Source organism: uncultured Campylobacter sp., assembly GCF_938017775.1.
In the GTDB taxonomy this organism is placed as follows: domain Bacteria; phylum Campylobacterota; class Campylobacteria; order Campylobacterales; family Campylobacteraceae; genus Campylobacter_B.
In genome coordinates this window covers 1-18829 of sequence record NZ_CALIIU010000058.1, presented here as the reverse complement: position 1 = coordinate 18829, position 18829 = coordinate 1, and the positions used below count along the sequence as shown (strand labels likewise).

Here is an 18829-nt window from a genome sequence, read left to right as displayed (position 1 = left end):
TATTATCTTTGGCGTTAAGCCTGGAGCTTGTATTCTTAACGATATCCTCTTTATAGTATCCGCCCTTGCTTTTAAAATTATAGCTTAGCTTCTCCTCCGCGCTATTTATATTTACGTCCTTTGCGGCGTTTAGGATTAAATTTGAAGCAGAGTCTATGCTCGCTCCGGTTAGGCTTATATCGCGAGCCGCATTTAATGCTACGCTGCCCTCGGTAGATTTTATATTTGAGATAGTGCCTATATAGGTGCTGCTTTGATCGCCGTAGGCTCTATTTAGGTTTATCTCTTTACTTAGAGTTTTATGTACTATATCTCTGCCGGCATTTAAGTTTACACTGCGTCCTTGTATCAAAGAGGATGCGTTTATTATATCCTTTTTGGCCGATATGCTTAGGGCGTTTGCGGCGATGTTGGAGGCGGAGTTTAAATTTGATATGCTGCCCGCTTTAAGGCTTATATTAGAGCCCGCGTAGATTATCCCTTCGTTTCTAAGATCGCCGTTTACGCTTAAATTTATATTGCCTCCTGCGTATATTAAAGAAGGTGCGGAGCTAAGTAGAGTGCCGTCATCTTCCTCCGAAGAGTTCAAGGAGGTCCTTTTTTTATCATAAAGCAAGCTTAGCTTATTGTGCATATATGAAAAATCTGGTATCAGCTCGCTATAAACGTAGAAGGTATTATAAAATTTACTGCTTATAGGCGAAAAGAGATTGTTTATATAGCTAGGTCTAATGATATCTTGCATATCCGCTTCGTTATTAAGGCTAGGCGCAAGATCGTTTTTATTTAGATTTAAAGCGTTAGGATTACCGAGCCCCTTGCCTATTAGAGAGTAATCTATTTTAGAAAAAGCTTCCTTTATAAGAGTAGGAGCGTTACTAGAGTTTATCTGCCCGTGTGAGTTTAAATTTGAAATATCCCCCGCATAGCCTTTTATATCTTTTTTAGCTCCTATTATGGAGATAATAGCAGGCTGGGAGTAGTAGATATTCTTTTGGTCGCTATAGCCACCTTTACCCCCGTGGCTTTTATGTTTCCATCTATACTCCGCCTGGCTCGTTATACTATGATTTAGACTTAAAGAGCGGTTGTTTAGGCTCTTTACGTTTAAAGATAGATCGTTATAGGCATAAATTACGCTCTTATCGTTATTTAGCTCATCTACGTTAAGATTGCTATCCCCTGCGGAGATTATATTGGAGCCCATAAATTTACTTAGGCTATCTTCCGTTATATACTCTTTATTGATGCTGTAGCTTATCTGCCTTAATCTCTCCTTCTTATGAGGCTTACTTCTTCTTATGCTAAAGAGATTGTCTTTTAAGCTTAGCGTTATAGCATCATATAGCCTAGTATCCTCCCCCGGAAGCCTAGTATTTTTATATAAGCTTAATACGTATAGATTCATATCCTGCTCGCTAAGCTCCTCCATGATCTTAGCGTTTAACTCGTCCTGGCTAATATCGGGATTTTGCTTAAGGATGCGCTCTTTTATCTCGGCTGCATTGACTTTTAAAGGTATGGCTACGCCGCTGCAACCCCAACCATCCCCATTGCAGGTAAAATCTATATTATAGCCGGTGCTTTGAACCCTCTTTACGGGCTCGTTAACCGAGCGGTTGTTTAGCTTTTTAGCGCCGATATTAAGAGTGCCCCTTGCATATATCAAAGAGGAGGCGTTGGTTATCTCATCTGCCTTGCCCTCCCCGCCTCTTTCATTAAAAATATTTAAATTTCTTTGAGAGATGATGTTAGATAGCGCTTCGTTGCTAAGAAAGCTCGTATTTATAACTATATCCCCTCCGCTAAGTATATTTGACGCGTCTTGATTGAGGATATTTTTAGCGTTTAAATTTATGCCGTCTTGCGCATAAACGAGGGCTTTTTTGTTTATTAGACTTTCAGAGTTTGTTATCAGCTCGTTCCCCGCGATTAAAGAGCCTAAATTTAAAATTTGCTCCTTTGTTTTTAAAGCCAAATTTCCAAGCGCCGCTATGATGCTTTCGTTTTTGATACCCTTTGCGTTTATGATCAGATCTTTATTGGAGATCAGCCTTTGCAAGGCAATGAAGCTTCCCTGTAAGTTCAAGTATATATCGCCGCTTGCGTAGATCCCTCCGTTATAGCTCAAATCCTCCTTTAAGCCCAGATATAAACTACCGTCCGAGTTTAGCTTACCTAAAGCGCTAAGACTATCTAAGCTTAAGGCAAGATCTCCTTTGGAGCTTATAAGTCCCTCTTCATTATTAAGAGCGCCTTTGTTTATGATTAAATTTCCTCCGCTTAGGATAGAGCCCTTAGAATTATCTATGCTGTCGTAGCCTAAAAGAACGCCTCCTAGGGAGATGATCTTTGAGCTTTCGTTGCGTAGATTGTTGCCGCGCAAGCTTAAGCCCTCTTGTACTATAAAGGTAGAACCTGAAAGGTTATAAAAATTTGGAATTTCGGAATCCAGCGCCCTTAATACCATCAAACTGTTATCGTTTAAAAGGCTATCTTTTATATCCAAATAGCTTTCGTTTGAAAGTATCGCTCCGCCTATGTTTGATATGTGCCCCGCGCTTATTACGCTAAGCTCGTTTTTGGAGGGAGGAATAACTCCCACTTTGGAAGGGTCTTTGGTATCGTCCAAGCCCAGCTCATTTAGCCTTTCGCTCTTAGCCGCTCCTATTACGGCTCTATCTTTGTTGCTTAGGCTTCTAGCCTCTATCTTTAAGGCGGAGCTTGAGCTTATGGTGCCTTTTATATTATCTAGCCTATCCGCTTTTAGCTTTAGAGTATTAGCCTGTATATTTCCTCTGTTTTCTACCGAGGAGGCTTTTATACCCAGATTGGAGGCTGAAATTTTAGAGCCCTTTTGGTTGGAGATGGTCTTAGAGCTGATTTGAGTCTGTCCGTTGGAACCCAGCTTTCCTTCATTTATCAGATCTCCGTTAGCGTCTATCTTTAAAGAGCTGTCCGCTAAGATAGCCCCCTTATTGTTGATGCCCGCTCCATCTTTAGTAGATATTATATTTATCTTGCCCGCGTACATTCCGCCTAGAGCCGAGGAGTCTATGGATACGCCCTTAGGATGCGATCCCCCTTCTTGCTCGATCTTTAGATTATCCCGCCTTAATCCGGAGTTTGTATTTTTTAAAGATACCTTACCGTCAGTCGCTACTACGTTTATCTCGTTTGCGTAAATTTTACCCTCCAGCTTTAGGCTATTAGATATTACGTTTAGATAATCTCCGTTATCGTTTAGGCCGTCCGCTCCTATATTTATAGAGCCTTCCTTACTTATGTTTAGGGATTTAAGATGTCCGTTTTCATAGGTGGGTTTGGCGGTGCTTAACGTAGTGGAGGAGGAATTTATTATGGTAGCGCCGTTTACGTTGATGCCGCTAGGATTAGCGATGATGAGATCGGCTTTTCTGCCCGCTATCTCTATATTACCCTGTAAATTTGAAGGAAGAGGCGAGTTTACCTGATTGATTATAAGCTTGGCTTCGCCGCGATTGAGTCTCGGATTTGGAGGTATATAGCCCGCCGTTTTACTTATGGCTCCGCCTTGAGAGTTATTAAATACCGTGCCCTCTTTGGGGGTATTAAATTTAGAGTATTCGTTGATAGAAACCCCTCTATCGTTAGGAGAGGCTATATCTATCTGAGTAGCGGGAGCATTCGGGGTTTGAGATACCGAAGCTCTATGATTTACGGGGGCGGAGTTATCGGGTATTATCTCGCAATATGAAAAACAAGGAGCCAGCAAACCAAGAAGCAAAAGAGCGGCAAGGCGTTTCTTTGCTTGGGTAAAGACGCCGAAATATCCTTTTGTATCAGTAGAAGCGCCAAGTCGCCCCGAGCCATTAAAAATAGAGCTTAAACATAAAATTTGCATACTTATAACCTCCGATTGCGATGGTTTTATATCTTAAATTTCTTGAATACTTTCTTAAAAAAATAGTAAATTTCAAATATTTTATTTAAAATTTGTTTGAATTTATTTTAGGGCTCTATTTGGGCGCAGGACTGCTATTTCTCGGCTCTTAGTACAGCATATCTGCGCTAAAATAGTTAGTAAAATTTACTAAGCGTTATATAGTCTTAGTTTATATTAAACGCCGCGATAAGCGCTGATAAAATTTCGCTAAATTTAAAAGTCGTAGCTTAAAGAGAAATTTAAAGCAGGACTATCCGTTTTAAAATTTTCCGGTTTGCTGATAGGAAATGCCGCCAAAAGATCATAGGTAAAAGAGTCCGAGATGTTTCCTCTCAAACCTACGCCTCCTCCGCTAAGCATTTCACCCTCTGCTGGATAATCTTTTCCCCTAGAGCTGAGTTTACCGACATCAAAGGCTAGGTAAACGCCGTTATTTTTAAAATACTTATATTCCAAGGTATTTCTTATATAAAAGCCGCTATCTCCAAGCAGGCTCATCTGAGAGTCAAATCCTCTAACGCTATAGTATCCGCCGATATTTAGCCTATCTATAGGGCTAAGATGGGTGTTGGCTCTTCTTGCGTAAAGTTCCAACTCGTAGCTTAAAGGGATAGCGGAGGATCTAGTTTTAAAATTTAACGCAGCGTTTATCAAATGATACCTTGAGCTTCCGCCGCCGAAGTCTTCATCGGGCGCTCTTAGGGCGTTAAACGCCCCCGTGGATTTTAGGTACGAAAGCATCATCTCTATCGAAGAGTTATCAAAAAATACCTTGGATTTTAGCCCCGCCTCATAGCCGCCTTCACGCTTTCTTTGGTTGCTAAGCTCATAATCTTGTATATAGTTTTTATACTTTTTTTGCCAAATTCTAAAAAACAGGGAATTTTTGAAGTTTTGATTTCTAAAATATACGTAGTTAAGATCCAAATTTCTTCTAACGCTGCTTCCGCTATAGGTATAAAGCTCATACGTTCCGGGCACTATTTGATCATAAGTGTATCTGTTCTGCCAAAAGGATAGAGAGAAGTATCCGAAAGGTATACTAAAGCCTGCGTAGTAGTTAGCCGATCTGCCGCTTTTGCTATCATCCCCTAAAGATTTTTTATCTCCTCTTAAAAAATTTCTACCGTAAGAAGCAAATACGCTCTCGTTTAATCCAAGCAAATTTAAGCCGTAAAGCATAGCCGTGCCTTGGTATTTGCCGCTAGATTTGGAGCCCAGATTATCCGCGCTTAATCTAAGCAGCAGAGGCAAGCTTTGCTGTTTAGAAATATTGATATCGGAGTAGCCCTGCTTTGCGGAAGGGCTTAAGCTTATCTCCGCCTCGCTTCTTGAAGCGGCATTGAAATTTTCCATAGCCTGCTCCAGATCTCTTAAGTTTAAAATCTCTCCCCTCTTATCGCCGCCGAATGCGGTAAAGATGCTTCTTCTGTTCTTGGCTTCAGAGCCGGGCTCAAGTGAGATTTCGCCTATACGTCCGGGATACAGAGCTAAAAGAAGGGTGCCCGAGGAGATGTTTTGCTGGGGGATGGAAACGGAGGTAGTAATAAAACCTGCGGATATGATTTTATTGTTATACGCTCTTGCCAGAGCTAAAATTTCATCGCTTCCCAAGCAGTCGCCGCTTTTAAATTTAAGCTCTTCTAGAGTGGAGCTTAGAATTCTTTCAAACCCCAGCGGAACGGAATGATTGGAATTTAAGGTAGGACTAATGGACTTAGCGGGGGTTTTTACTTTCGCGCGCCTCAAGTTTTCATCATTCGGCTTAAAGAGAAGAACACCTGAGCCGGCACCACCTTTAGGGTTGACGGCTGGAGTTTTCAGATCATCTTCGTTTTTAGATTTGTAATCCGCTTCGTTAAATTTAGAATCCACGCTACTTTTCTGCTCGTTTTGCGCCTCTGCGTTAATCAGTTTGATCTCATAAATTTTAAAGCAAATTCCTGCTTTCTTGGGCTCCGCGGTTACGCTTGAAGCGGAAGACTCTTCGCTGCGTATCGTTATGAAGGGATCCTCGGCGCCTTGTCTAATTGATCTTATTCTTTGCTCTTCGGAGTTTATGGCGCCAGAAATATCAGCAGGGGTAGCCATAATCGCTTTAGGAGCTAAGCTTAAACCTATAAAGATAGAAGCTAGAATAAGCTTAAGCTTGACGCCGCGGGGTTGCAAAGTGGCTCCTTTAAATTTACTATCGTAGAGATAGAATAATGGTTTTTGATCAAACATCGATTGCGCCCATTTTTACGATCGGAATATTGCCGCAAAAGAAAACCTTATAGCTTGAGCATAACAAAAGCATCTATTGGCGTATATCGCTTTTTATAAGCCTTAATCTTCCACTATGGGCTATCGATTAGAATTGGTGATAATACACTAATTTTTTAAATTTTCGGGCAAAGTTTCTTGGATTTTAGTGCTAATTGAGATTTTAGATTTTATTATGCCCAGAATCTCGATTTTTAATATAGTAGTTTCTCTTAAACTACCTGTATAATCTAGCGTTTTTAGCATTTCAAATTTTTTTGAAAAAATTTGAAAAAGCCGTAAAACAGGGCTTTTAAAAAAATCAAAAAACTAAAAATAGGGGGTAAAATTTGATAGATGGTGTCCCCGACAGGATTCGAACCTGTGGCCTCAAAATTAGGAATTTTGCGCTCTATCCTACTGAGCTACGAGGACAAAATCGGCAATTTAATCGCCGATAATATTCATAACGTCGTCTAGTTTTTTGTGAAGATCTTTATCGTTGATGGGCTTTGTCATAAAGTCATAAGCACCCTTATTTAAAGCCTCTCGTTTAGCGGTCTCGTCCGTCGTAAGGACGATGACAGGGATATGAGCTATGCTTTCTCTAGCGTGAAGATTATCTAAAAATTCCAGCCCATTCATCACAGGCATTACGATATCTAATAAAATCAAATCAACGGGCTGAACTTCGAGTACAGCAAGGGCGTCCAAGCCGTTTTTGGCTTGGAGTATGGTTTGGAATTTGCCGTATTTTTTTAGCATAACTTCAAGTAGCTTTAAATTTATAGCGTCGTCATCAACCGTTAAAACTTTCAAATCTCTCATTTAAGACCTCATCCTTATATATATTTTTGTGCGAGTTTCTCAAGACCCGACTTGGTGATATTGTAACTAGCGACTTCGCTAAATAGTGGATTTTCATCGTTGTCGTTAGAAAACAGAACTAGCTTGGTCGCAGACGCTTTTCGGCGCAAGCTCTCTAACGCCGCTAAGTCTAGCCCTGCTAGCTTTTTATCAATCAAAACAAGCTTATAGCTACCCGTAGCCGCCATAGAAATAAGCTGGTCGAAATTGCCCGCAATTTCTACGTCTTTATACTGATGTTTTAATATGCTAGCAAAAATTTTACTTTCCATAATGTTTGCCTTACATATAAGTATATCTTTTGTCGGCACGCGCGCACCCTTAGCTTTCACTACGTCATCGGAAACTATACTTTTTTTAGGAACTAGCTTCATTATCGTCTTTGGCACTTTGACAGTTTTAATGACCGTCTTAGGCACCTGGCGTTTGACAAGCTTTTTAACCAGCTTCTTTGTAGTTCCACCGGCGGGCGCTGCATCAGATCGTTTATCGCCGATAAAATTATCTAACATTTGAGCTAAGATATCCTTTTTGATCGGCTTAGTGCAGTATTCGTCAAGTCCTGCTGCCATAAATTTCTCTCTATCGCCCTTTAGCGCATTGGCAGTAACAGCCACGATCGGGATGTGGCGGAGGTTATTCTCGTGCTCGTATTGCTTGATCTGCTTTGTGGATTCGATACCATCCATAACAGGCATCGAAATATCCATAAATATGAGATCATAGTCGTTATTGGCTTTTCTGGCTTCCAGCGCCAAAAGTCCGTTTTCGACTATCGTCAAATTCATATTAAAGCTATTTAACGTATGCTTCATAAGCTTTTGATTGATCTCATTATCCTCCGCAATAAGGATTTTGGCGTTATATTTTCTATTGACCAAAGGTACATTTTCATCGGCAGGATTTCGCTCTACCGGCACTTCAACCTCTTCTTCGACTTCGACATCCTCTTCGACCATAATGGTTTCTTCCTGTTGCTCGTCTTCGTACACGGTAACGGGCACCTCGACCATCTCCTCTTCCTCAGGCTGCGGGATAACTACCGGTTCGACTTTTACGCTAACAGGCTCGATCTCAGGCTCTTCGACATGGTCGTTTTGAGTAGCAGGCTCCACCTTCGGAATATCTACAGGCTCTGGCCCAATATTCGGCTCTTCGGCAGGAATATTTTGAGCCGCTGGTTCTACTACTGGCGTTATCGATTCAAACTCGATATTTGAAGGCTCCTGTTTAACCTCTTCAAGTTTTGGCTTGATAGGTTTTAGTTCAGGCTCAATTGTTATCGGCTCTGGCTCAACAGCGATAGGTTCTGGCTCAATTATCTTTTCAGCTGTACTTTCAGGTTCTGAAAGTTTAACACTTGAAATTTCATCTTCATGAGTAGAAACACTTGAAGTATCAGGCTTCGAAGCTTTAGCGATAGGAATTTCAGGCTCGGTTTTAACTGCTACAGGAATTTCTTCTTCTACGCTTGGAATTTCAACCTTTTTGGCAGGCTCTTGCACCTTGGCGCTCGGTTTGATATCCGAAAGATCAATATCTATATCAGGAATTTCAATATCAGCCTTAGGCGTCTCAACCTTAGCCTTTGGAATTCCTACTTTTGCAGGCTCAGCCTTTACTTCTTCCTCTTTTTTGATCTTAGGAAGCTCTATTTCGATATCAGAAAGATCAATGTTAGGAGTTTCGGCTTTAGGAGCCTGGGTCTGCGCCGCATGTGTTTTGAGCCCCACAAAATCATCAGGGATTTCCAAAGATATAGGCTCATCGATATCGGCCTGGACATCTTTTGTGCTTAAAGGCTCTACCTTTGGCTTTTCTGCGTGCGGGATTACTATTTCAGGAATATCATCAATATCGATCTTTGGCGATTCAGACTCTGTCTTTTCAATCTTAATATCACTCATAGGCTCGATATCTATAGGCTTAATGACCGGCTCTTCTGCTTTAGGAGCTTCTTTTTTGAGTTCTTGAGCAATACTAGGCTTACTAACAGCCTCCTCTTTATGCGCAGAATGAGCCTCAGCATCGTGTGTACGCCTTCTGCTTTGCAAGATAGCGCGTAGCTCGTCTGCCGACGAAGTAGTAGCATGTCGTAATTCATCGAGCTTGTTGATGATAGGCCTTTCTTTTACTACCGGCTCTTCCATAATCATTTCATCAGCGACGATAGGCTTTTCTACCTCGGCATCCAGCTTAATCTCATGCGTCTGTGGAGCAAAATCCGATCTACTTAGAGCAATTCCGGATTTTGAAATTTTATCTAGCGTCTTAACGAATTTAGTTAAATTAAAAGGCTCTGTGAGGGTAAAAATTTTAGAATTTGAAATACTAATACTTTGAAGCTCTTTTGGCTTAAGAGTTAAGATCGTAGGCATACTCAATATATCGCTAACCTCGCCGTAATTCTTAAATCTAGTGATAAGAGCGTCATATTTGTTATTATTTTGCGCTGAGCGGAACTGCGCGTTCGTATTAAATATCGAAATTTTACCACCTAGCTTGCTGATATAATTTTTAACGATATCATTATACATCGTATCGGCGCTATCAGCTAAAAGCGCGAAATTTAATCCTTTGATGCTTTCAAATACTGCGTCCGCATCAGTCTTTTGAGTCTCTTTAAAAGCAAGGGTAAAGTAAAATCTAGTACCCTTTCCTACGGTAGATTTAACCTGAAGCTTACCGCCCATCATCGCTACGTATTTCGACGAAATCGTAAGTCCAAGACCTGTTCCGCCGTATTTGCGCGTGATTGTAGAGTCAGCTTGAGAGAAGGCGTTAAATACATTTGCGAGCTTATCTTCAGAAATTCCAATGCCGGTATCTTCGACGCTAAACGTTACGATCGCCTCTCCCGGAGCTTTGCTAGGCTCTCTTAAAATTTCGACCACGATAGTGCCGTGCTCAGGGGTAAATTTGACAGCATTTGACATGAGGTTGATAAGAACCTCTTTGATCTTCGTAATATCTCCGTATAGGTGGTGTACAAGTGTAGGATCGATGTAGAGCAGGATGTCGATATTCTTTTCGGCAGCCTTGGCTACGTAAATTTCAACCGCGCTTTCGAAATCTTGTATAGGGTTAAATAAGATATCCTCAAGCTCGACCTTATTACTTTCGATCTTAGAGACATCCAAAATGTTATTAATGATCGTTAGAAGGTTTTCGGACGATTTTTCGATGGTATCAACGTAATCGCGCTTCTCTTCATCCAGATCGGTATTTTTAAGAAGCTCCGTAAAGCCGATGATGCCGTTAAGCGGCGTTCTGATCTCGTGCGACATATTGGCCAAAAAGATCGATTTTGCCTTGTTGGCATCCTCCGCAGCGCCCTTTTGATATGCAATCAGATCGAGCGCGTCCTCAATAAGCGAATACGCTTTGTTAACACCCTCACTAGTCCTAACGTCGATATGCTCGTGCTGATTCGTCAAATCGCCGATTCGGCTAAGCACATTGCCGAGGTCGGTAACGTTCTGTCTTAAACGTCTTGTAATACCCAAGGCAAAAACGACCAAAATAGCCGCTAAAACCCATATGCCAAGAGCGATAAATAGGTTTCTTAGTCTTTGCGCTAGATAAGTATCGGCATGCGCCGCAAGCTCAGCATTGATCTTTTCAGAGATTTCGCTTAGCTTTTTATATTTAAGTGTAGTAGAGGCAAACCACTCTTGAAAAGGTACGCTATAGTGTCCCTCGTCCGCTTCTTGCTGCAATGTGGCTGAAATTTTAGCAGTCTCTCTTAATGCGTTTTGGAATTCCTCTCCGTCTAGAATTTTTAAAATTGCAGCTCTAGCATCCGATTCCGGCAAGAAGTAGTAATTAGGAAGCGAACTAGATAGGTTGAAGCTAGCCCAAGTCCTTAGCTGCGCCTGATTCATCGCCTTGCTACCGATGATGTATTCGATAATATAGTCGCGCTCCGATGCAGTGGCATCCATCGCCTCATAAGTATTAAGCAACGAAACCGTCCAAACGGTAATATTTGAGCTTACAAGACCCTCTCTTAGCACTCGTTGGATTGTTTTTACATCATCATCGAATTTTTGAAAATATGAGCTGAAAAGCTCACCGAAGCTTTTGCTTTGAGCATCGACATCCCTTCTTACCTGCGGAAGTTTGTCTAATAAACCGTCTATATCGGTCTCGGCAGCCAAAAGCTCGTCATTACCGGTGCCGTAAGCGAAAATATCAAAAATAGTCTTTTTTACGACATTTTCACTGGTATTTTTGCTTTCTTTATACTTTGCAAGCGCATCGTCGGTTTTTTTACGTTGACCCGATAGAAGGGTTCCCATACCGGGGTTTCCCTCGCTACCCAAAAACGCCGAAGTGATACCGCGCTCTTTATCTACCTGCTCTACTAACGCCGCGAGATTGCTGTTTTTAGCAATCTGCTGCTGCAAAATTCCAACTCTGGCGTAATCCTGCAAAGAGATAAACAAGAAATATGATGCAAACGCGAAAATCAAAAGTAGCGGGATACCGCTAACAAGTCTCAAAGCACTTGTAGTATTTAAATTCATACAAAATCCTTCAAAGCGCAGCTTACGCGACGTTAAATTTTATTCAACCGGAGAAACGAAGTCGCTTCCGTCACGCTAGGCGGAGACGATTTAGCCGTCCTGCAAAGTTAATGGGTGATTTTACTAAACAAATCTTTAAATATAGCTTTTTGCGTTAGGTTTTCGTTAATGATTGTTTAAAATTTTTTCCGCGGTTTGGATATTCGTAAGCGATCTGATCTCCTCGAAGCTCGCCGCATAAATGCTCTCAAAATCGCCGTAAAAGTCCAAAAGCTTCTTCAGGCTGCCCTTGCTAACGCCCAAGCTTAGCAGCTTTGAGCTTTGCAGATCTAGTTTGCGTTTGCTCTTTTGGTGAAACGAGATCGCAAAGCGGTGCGCTTCATCGCGCAGGCGCTGAAAAAACTGCAACTTTTTATCATCCGTCGGCAGCGAAAAAATCCCGCCCTTCGTGCAAATTTTATCTTTCGCAGCTCCCTTTGCGCGGTGAGCTTTAGCGTCGATCTTCTCTTTTGAGATAGCGATTATATCGACGTTTGCTCCGACGCTGCAGATTATTTCCTCCGCCAAGTTTAGCAGAGCCGTTCCGCCGTCGATAAGCCACAGATCTGGCGCTGCAAGCTCGTCAAATTTAAGCGCGCGGCTAGTTAGATACTCGCGCATCTGATCGTAGTCGTTATTTGAGCTAAGGTGCTTGTGGCGGTAGTTTTGCTTGTTAAACTCGCCGTCTTGAAAGCTTATCATAGCCCCCACGGCCGCGGCGCCGAACATATGCGAATTGTCGAAAACTTCGATATTTACGGGCAAATTCGTAAGATTAAAATAATCCTTCAGCTCCTGCAAAAATGCATAATCGTGCGTTTTTAGATGTTTTTTGATATTGATCTCGCAGTTTTGGTATGCAATCTCGCAAATTTTACGCTTTTCGCCGATTTTCGGCGCGTAAATTTTAAAGGCTCTTTCGTGCCGCTTGGATAAAATTTCGCATACCAGATCCGCATCGTCAAACTCGTCGTAAACGTAAATTTTAGCGCACGCCACGGGAGCCGCAGCCGGGAAGGCGCTTAAGATCATCTGCTTGTAGGCGTTTGCGATATCATCGGCGTTAGGGGCCTTGCAGTTGATTATATGCGAGCTTGAGGCTGAAATTTTGCCCTCGCGTATGCTAAAATACACGGCGCAGACGAGCCCGTCGCGTGCGGCAATCGCAAAGACCTCGAAATCATCGAGCTTTGCCAGATCGACCTCAACCTTTATGTTCATCTGCTTTAAAATTTCGATCGTATCGCGGATCTGCGCGGCTTCCTCAAAATTTTCGCTCTGCGCGAGCCGCGCCATCCGATCCTGAAGCTGCGGCACCATTTTTTGCGGATTTTTCAGAGCCACAAGCGCGCTTTGTACGATACGAGCGTAATCCTGCTTTGAAATTTTATCCTCGCACGGAGCGGCGCAGCGCCCGATCTGGTGGAATAAACAGGCCTTTTTGCCCTTGACGCAATTTTTCTTCTGCACGAGCGGAAACTGCATATAAAGCGTCTGTAAAATTTCCTTCGCGCCGTGAAAATAGGGGCCGAAGTATCTGATGTTTTTGCCCTTTATGATCTTTCGCGTGATCTCAAAGCGCGGGAAATCGTCGTCTAAATTTACGTAGATATATGGATAGGTTTTATCGTCGCGCAGCAAGATGTTGTACTTGGGCTTGAGCTGCTTAATGAAGGAATTTTCTAGTATCAGCGCGTCGCTCTCGCTGGGAGTGACGATGTATTCTAAATGCACAGCCTCGCTTATCATCTTGGCGATGCGCGCGCTTAAGCGCGGGCTCGGCGCGAGAGCGGGCGTGAAAGAAAAGTAGCTTTTGACGCGATTTTTTAAAATTTTAGCCTTACCGACGTATAGCAGCTTGCCCGCGGCGTCGAAGTATTGATACACGCCGGGTGCGGCAGGCAGGCTCTTAATCTCCTCTATTAGCAAGGATCAGCCCTCTTATCTCTTCAAAAATTTTATAAATTTGCGGATCTTGGATTTTGTTTGTAAACTCCCCCTTTGCGCGCTCTGAAGATAAAATTTTACTGCTTCGGCGCAAATGAGCTTTATAAATTTGCGCCCTTCTTCTGCTCATCACTCTATCTGCAACGAAAAATTTTATCTCTCGCACGCCGCAAAGCTCCGCCGTCTCTCTAGCGGCTACGAAGCGCTTTAATACGTCTTTTATTAAATTTATATTACTATCGCGCTTTAGTTCGCAAAGCCCCGCCGGGTGCTTCGCGGCTATCATCAAAATGCCATCTTTGACGTAGATGAAGGCGATCAGCCTTTGCCAACTAAGCGGCAAAATCGCCAGAAACTCGCCTCTTTCTCGCATCTTGGCATATAAAGGATCTTTTCTGATATGAGCTATTATTTCTCTTGCATTTTCCATAAGCGGATTTTAGCATTTTTTATCTTAGTTTTGCTTAGCGGCTGCGGATACAAAGCGCCGCCGTTTTATTCAGAAGACGAGCAGAGCCCTAGCGCTACCGCCCAAAATACGGACGCCAATAACACGAGCGATGGTAGAGGAAGCGTTAGAATTTTACGCGATAAATAGCCTACTTTTAGCTTTGCTTTGTTATACTTTTAAAAATTTTTACAAAGGAATTTCATGCAAACGGCAGACATTTTAGTGCTGGACTTCGGCTCTCAATACACCCAGCTGATCGCTAGGCGCTTGCGCGAACAAGGCGTTTACACCGAGCTGATCGCATACGACGCACCGATCGATAAGATAAAAGCAAAAAACCCAAAAGGCATTATTTTAAGCGGCGGACCCGCTAGCGTTTACGCCAAGGATGCGTATTTTTGCGACGATAGAATTTTTGAGCTTGGAATTCCAATTTTAGGTATCTGCTACGGTATGCAGCTCATCGCGCATAAATTTGGCGCCAGCGTCGTGCCTGCGGGTAAAAAAGAGTATGGCAAGGCTTCTTTAAAGCTGCTTCGTGCTAGCAAGCTATTTGGCGGCGTGGAGGATAACTCGATCGTTTGGATGAGCCACTCGGACAAGGTCGAGAGCCTGCCGGAGGGCTTTGAGGTGATGGCAAGCTCGGATGAGAGTGAGTGGTGCGTATTTGGCGACGAGACCCGTAAAATTTATGCGCTACAGTTTCACCCTGAGGTCTGCCACAGCGAGTTTGGCGATAGAATTTTAAAAAATTTTGCCAAAGAGATCTGCGGAATAACCAGCACTTGGAATATGGGCAGCTTCGCCAAAGAGCAGATGATCAAAATAAAAGAGCGCGTAGGCAGCGCGAAAGTGCTTTGCGCGGTAAGTGGCGGCGTGGATAGTTCGGTCGTAGCGGCGCTTTTGGCGCATGCGGTGCCACAGAGCCTAATAGCGGTTTTCGTCGATAACGGACTGCTCCGCACGGGCGAGCGCAAGGCGGTGGAGGAGATGTTTAGGCTCAAACTCGGCGTGAGTTTAGATGTGATCGATGCCAGTGAGCTATTTTTAAGCAGACTAAAAGGGGTGGTCGATCCGGAGCAAAAACGCAAAATCATCGGCGCGACCTTCATTGAGGTTTTCAGCAAAGAAGCAGCAAAACACAAAAACGTAAAATTTCTAGCCCAAGGCACACTCTACACCGACATCATCGAGAGCTCGGTCGCAGGCTCAAGCAAGACGATCAAAAGCCACCACAACGTAGGCGGACTGCCTAAAGATATGAAATTTGAACTGATCGAGCCTCTGTGCGAAATTTTTAAAGACGAGGTTCGCCAGCTGGGGCTCGAACTGGGTCTTTCGCGCGAAGTCGTTTTCCGCCATCCATTCCCCGGCCCGGGCCTTGCGATCCGTATAATGGGCGAGGTAAATACGCCGAGCCTCGAGCTACTGCGCAAAGCCGATGTGATCCTACGCGACGAGCTAAAATCAAGCGGCTGGTACAACAAAACTTGGCAAGCTTTCTGCGTGCTTTTAAACGTAAATTCAGTCGGCGTCATGGGCGATAACCGCACCTACGAAAATGCCGTGTGCGTGCGCGTGGTGGATGCTAGCGACGGAATGACGGCTAGTTTCTCGCGCCTGCCATACGATCTGCTAGAAAACGTCTCTCGCCGCATCATAAACGAAGTGCCCGGCATCAACCGCGTAGTTTACGACATTTCAAGCAAACCGCCTGCAACGATAGAGTGGGAATAAAATTTTTAAATTTGGGGAATCAGTTTATGAATGTTGTTGATTTATTTTCTGGAGCCGGCGGCTTAACATTTGGTTTTTATTATAAAAAAGACGGGAATAAATTTGTAATAAACGATGAATTTAACTTTTTGTTCGCAAATGAATACAATAAGTATGCCGCAACAGCATTTAGGCTAAATTTCCCAAATATAAAATTATTAGAATGCGATATTCGGGCAATTGACGAGAAGAAAATCAAAGACAGTAAGATTGATGTAAGTTGCGTAGATATTGTTATAGGCGGTCCACCTTGCCAGTCTTATAGTACTGTAGGAAAAAGACAATACGATAAGAGAGCGGTTATGTATAAGGAATATTGTAGGTTACTTAGTATTTTAAGGCCTAAGATGTTTATTTTTGAAAATGTAAAAGGCTTGCTTACCATGAAAAACAATATTGGTAAACCCGTAATAGAAGACATCTATAAAATGTTTAATAATATAAAAAATACTAGCGGTTATAAAATACATAAAAAAGTTTTAAATGCGGTAAATTTCGGTATACCGCAAAATAGAGAGAGAGTATTTATAGTTGGTATAAGAAAAGATATAGACCTGAAGTGGGAATTCCCAAATGAAATATTAACTGATTATAATACATTTTTAACTGTAGAAAATGCATTATCGGATTTGCCGCCGCTAGGATTAAATGAAGAAAAGAAAGAATATTTAATAACTCCTAAAAATATTTACCAAGAGCTTATGCGAAATAATAACGACGCTTTAACTAGTCATAAGAGCGGCTCTTATGGCGAGAAAATTCAAGGTGTTATAAATGCCGTGATAGAGGGTGAGGGGCGAGAATATATAAACAGCTTAGTGAATAATAAAAAGTTACCGTCAGAATATAGGCTAACTTCCGGTTACAAAAATACATATGGAAGGCTGTGGTGGAATAAGCCGTCTACAACGATAACGAATAACTTGGGGACACCCTCGTCCCTACGATGTATACATCCAAAAGAAAACAGGGCACTTACCACAAGAGAAGGGGCTAGATTGCAGTCTTTTCCTGATTTTTTTAAATTTTACGGCGGTAAAATTCAACAAAATTCCCAAGTCGGGAATGCCGTACCCCCTCTGCTTGCTATTAGCCTTGCAAATGAAGTGTTGAAAAGTTTTTTATCTTATAGAGAAAATCATAAGAAGGAGAGGTAATGCAAAAGATAAAATTTTCTTTTGGATGGTTGGCTTTAAAACTACTAGGCAAAAGTCTTTACTCAAATGCTTGGAGTGCTATTTCAGAGCTTGTAGCAAATGGCTTTGATGCAAATGCTAAAAACATATATATTTATATAAATATGACAAACAAATCAAAATCTCTTATAGAGATTATTGATGACGGTATTGGTTTGGATGAAAATAGCATTAATACCTATACTATAGTTGGCTATAATAGAAGGCTAGAAGAAAACTCGAAAGTATTAAACGGCTATAAAGTGATGGGCAGAAAAGGTATAGGAAAATTGGCGGCGCTTTATCTTTCCGAGAGATATTTTATATTGTCTAAAACAAATGCTGGAGTAGTCAATAAATGGGAAATGAACTATAGTGAAAACAAAAAAGACGAAAACGAAAAACCTTTTTTAAGATTAATAAACAGTACAGAAACAAAATTACGATCTAATCAAATTTGGGAAAAAATTAAGACCGGCACAGCGTTAATATTGGAAAATGTAAATCTAGAGGGACTTGGCGAACGAGCGCTAGATAGCCTAGAAAACAAGTTATCTAATATATTTTCGTTGGATTCTATGATGGATAGAAAGATTTTTCTAGCAATTGTAAAAAAGGATAGTAAAGAACCTATATTTAGACCGATAGAGAAAAAAATAGCATTTAAAAATATGGCTTTTATAGATTATTTTCTAAAAGATAGCCAACAAGGATTAAAAGAAACTTTTGACAAACTACTCAAAGAGGATTCTAAATTCAAAATAGAGTCCAAAAAGAGAGATAAAGAATACCTTTTTGATAGAAAGATTGAGTTACTTGATAAAAATAAAGTTAGCGGAATCAGGGAATTTACTGACGAGCAGGGCATCAAAAAAAGTAAGCAATATACTTTAAACGGATGGATAGGTATACATAGTACGATAGACAATAAAATAGCAAAAGACAATGATGCAAACTTTACAAAAAATAGTTTTTATAATCCAATCCAGCTCAGGTTATATGTTAGAAATAAGCTCGCAGTAGAAAATTTCCTAAACTACTTAGGCAACACTCAGGCTTTCGTTAATTATATAGAGGGTGAAATACACTTTGACTTATTAGATGAAGATGATTTGCCGGATATTGCAACTTCAAATCGTCAAAATTTAGATGAACATGATGAAAGGGTTGCGTTGCTGGTAGGCATTGTAAAAAGTATAATTGGCGATTTGATAAGCAAAAGAGAAAAATTAGCAAACGACATAAGGGATAAGGATAATAAAAATTTTGATAAAAGAAAGAATAATTTTATAAAAGAAGTAGAGAGTGAGTTAAAAGAGCGCTTCCCCAACGAATCATCAGAGCAAGTAAACGAGTTCACGATGATTGTAGCTAATAAAGTGCAAGGCGACATGCTGAAGGATAAGTATAAAATATTTTTATCCCACTCTAGTAAAGATAAAAGATTTACGGACTTTATATATTCATTATTAATAGAAAAATGTGGAGTTAGAAAGGATGAAATATTTTATACCTCTGCACAAGATGCCGATAAATTTACGGTCTTAGAGCCATTAAAAGATCAAATAAGAAGTAGTATCACGGATGATAATGTACTGCTGGTGTATTTAACGAGTAAAAATTATAAACAAAGCGAATATTGTATGTTTGAAGGCGGTGCGGGATGGGCTACTAGGGGAGTCGGAGATTATATACTGATGTCCTTATCTTATAATGAAATACCGAAATTCCTTACGAACGGGAAACTTGAATTCTCGTTTATTAAAAATAATGAAATTGTATGCTTATTATCAGCACGAGTCGCTAGTGATTTGACTTAAATAGAGATGGATAAATTGAATCTTCAAAGCGCAAATTCAAAATTTGAATAAGGAAG

At 41.4% G+C, this 18829-nt stretch carries 10 protein-coding genes and 1 tRNA gene; 4 read left to right on the top strand and 7 right to left on the bottom strand.

The window, feature by feature from the left end; translation table 11 throughout:
- The 7 genes from Q0537_RS08190 to Q0537_RS08160 form a co-directional block, all read right to left on the bottom strand.
- Window positions 1–3883, bottom strand: a 3883-nt coding sequence (locus Q0537_RS08190; RefSeq protein WP_299226951.1) for a filamentous hemagglutinin N-terminal domain-containing protein, incomplete at its 3' end; no start/stop codon positions are given.
- A gap of 255 nt (window positions 3884–4138) precedes the next feature.
- Complete coding sequence (locus Q0537_RS08185; RefSeq protein WP_299226948.1) at window positions 4139–6151, bottom strand: ShlB/FhaC/HecB family hemolysin secretion/activation protein; 2013 nt, start codon at window positions 6149–6151, stop codon at window positions 4139–4141.
- A 376-nt stretch (window positions 6152–6527) separates the two neighbouring features.
- Window positions 6528–6604 (bottom strand) — tRNA-Arg (locus tag Q0537_RS08180).
- 12 nt (window positions 6605–6616) lie between these two features.
- Window positions 6617–6997 (bottom strand): response regulator, encoded by a 381-nt coding sequence (locus Q0537_RS08175; RefSeq protein WP_005869488.1) that lies wholly within the window; start codon window positions 6995–6997, stop codon window positions 6617–6619.
- Between the two features lie 14 nt (window positions 6998–7011).
- Window positions 7012–11565: an ATP-binding protein gene (locus Q0537_RS08170; RefSeq protein ID WP_299226945.1), complete on the bottom strand. Its 4554-nt coding sequence runs from the start codon at window positions 11563–11565 to the stop codon at window positions 7012–7014.
- Window positions 11566–11730: 165 nt separating this feature from the next.
- On the bottom strand, window positions 11731–13533 hold the full coding sequence (uvrC, locus tag Q0537_RS08165) for an excinuclease ABC subunit UvrC (RefSeq protein WP_299226942.1): 1803 nt from the start codon (window positions 13531–13533) through the stop codon (window positions 11731–11733).
- Window positions 13514–13924, bottom strand: a complete 411-nt coding sequence (locus Q0537_RS08160) for a hypothetical protein (RefSeq protein WP_299226939.1) — start codon at window positions 13922–13924, stop codon at window positions 13514–13516. Before Q0537_RS08160 ends, uvrC begins: the two co-directional genes overlap by 20 nt.
- 27 nt (window positions 13925–13951) lie before the next feature.
- Here Q0537_RS08160 and Q0537_RS08155 point away from each other — a divergent pair, with 27 nt between their 5' ends.
- The 4 genes from Q0537_RS08155 to Q0537_RS08140 are packed head-to-tail and all read left to right on the top strand — an operon-like array spanning window position 13952 to window position 18773.
- Entirely contained in the window at window positions 13952–14149 is a 198-nt protein-coding gene (locus Q0537_RS08155) for a hypothetical protein (protein WP_299226936.1), read from the top strand.
- A gap of 54 nt (window positions 14150–14203) precedes the next feature.
- Window positions 14204–15739 (top strand): glutamine-hydrolyzing GMP synthase, encoded by a 1536-nt coding sequence (gene guaA / locus Q0537_RS08150; protein ID WP_299226934.1) that lies wholly within the window; start codon window positions 14204–14206, stop codon window positions 15737–15739.
- A gap of 26 nt (window positions 15740–15765) precedes the next feature.
- The gene (locus Q0537_RS08145) at window positions 15766–16935 is read left to right on the top strand and encodes a DNA cytosine methyltransferase (RefSeq protein ID WP_299226931.1); all 1170 of its coding nucleotides are present in this window, start codon (window positions 15766–15768) and stop codon (window positions 16933–16935) included.
- Window positions 16935–18773, top strand: a complete 1839-nt coding sequence (locus Q0537_RS08140) for an ATP-binding protein (RefSeq protein WP_299226928.1) — start codon at window positions 16935–16937, stop codon at window positions 18771–18773. Before Q0537_RS08145 ends, Q0537_RS08140 begins: the two co-directional genes overlap by 1 nt.
- The last annotated feature ends 56 nt before the right edge of the window (window positions 18774–18829 follow it).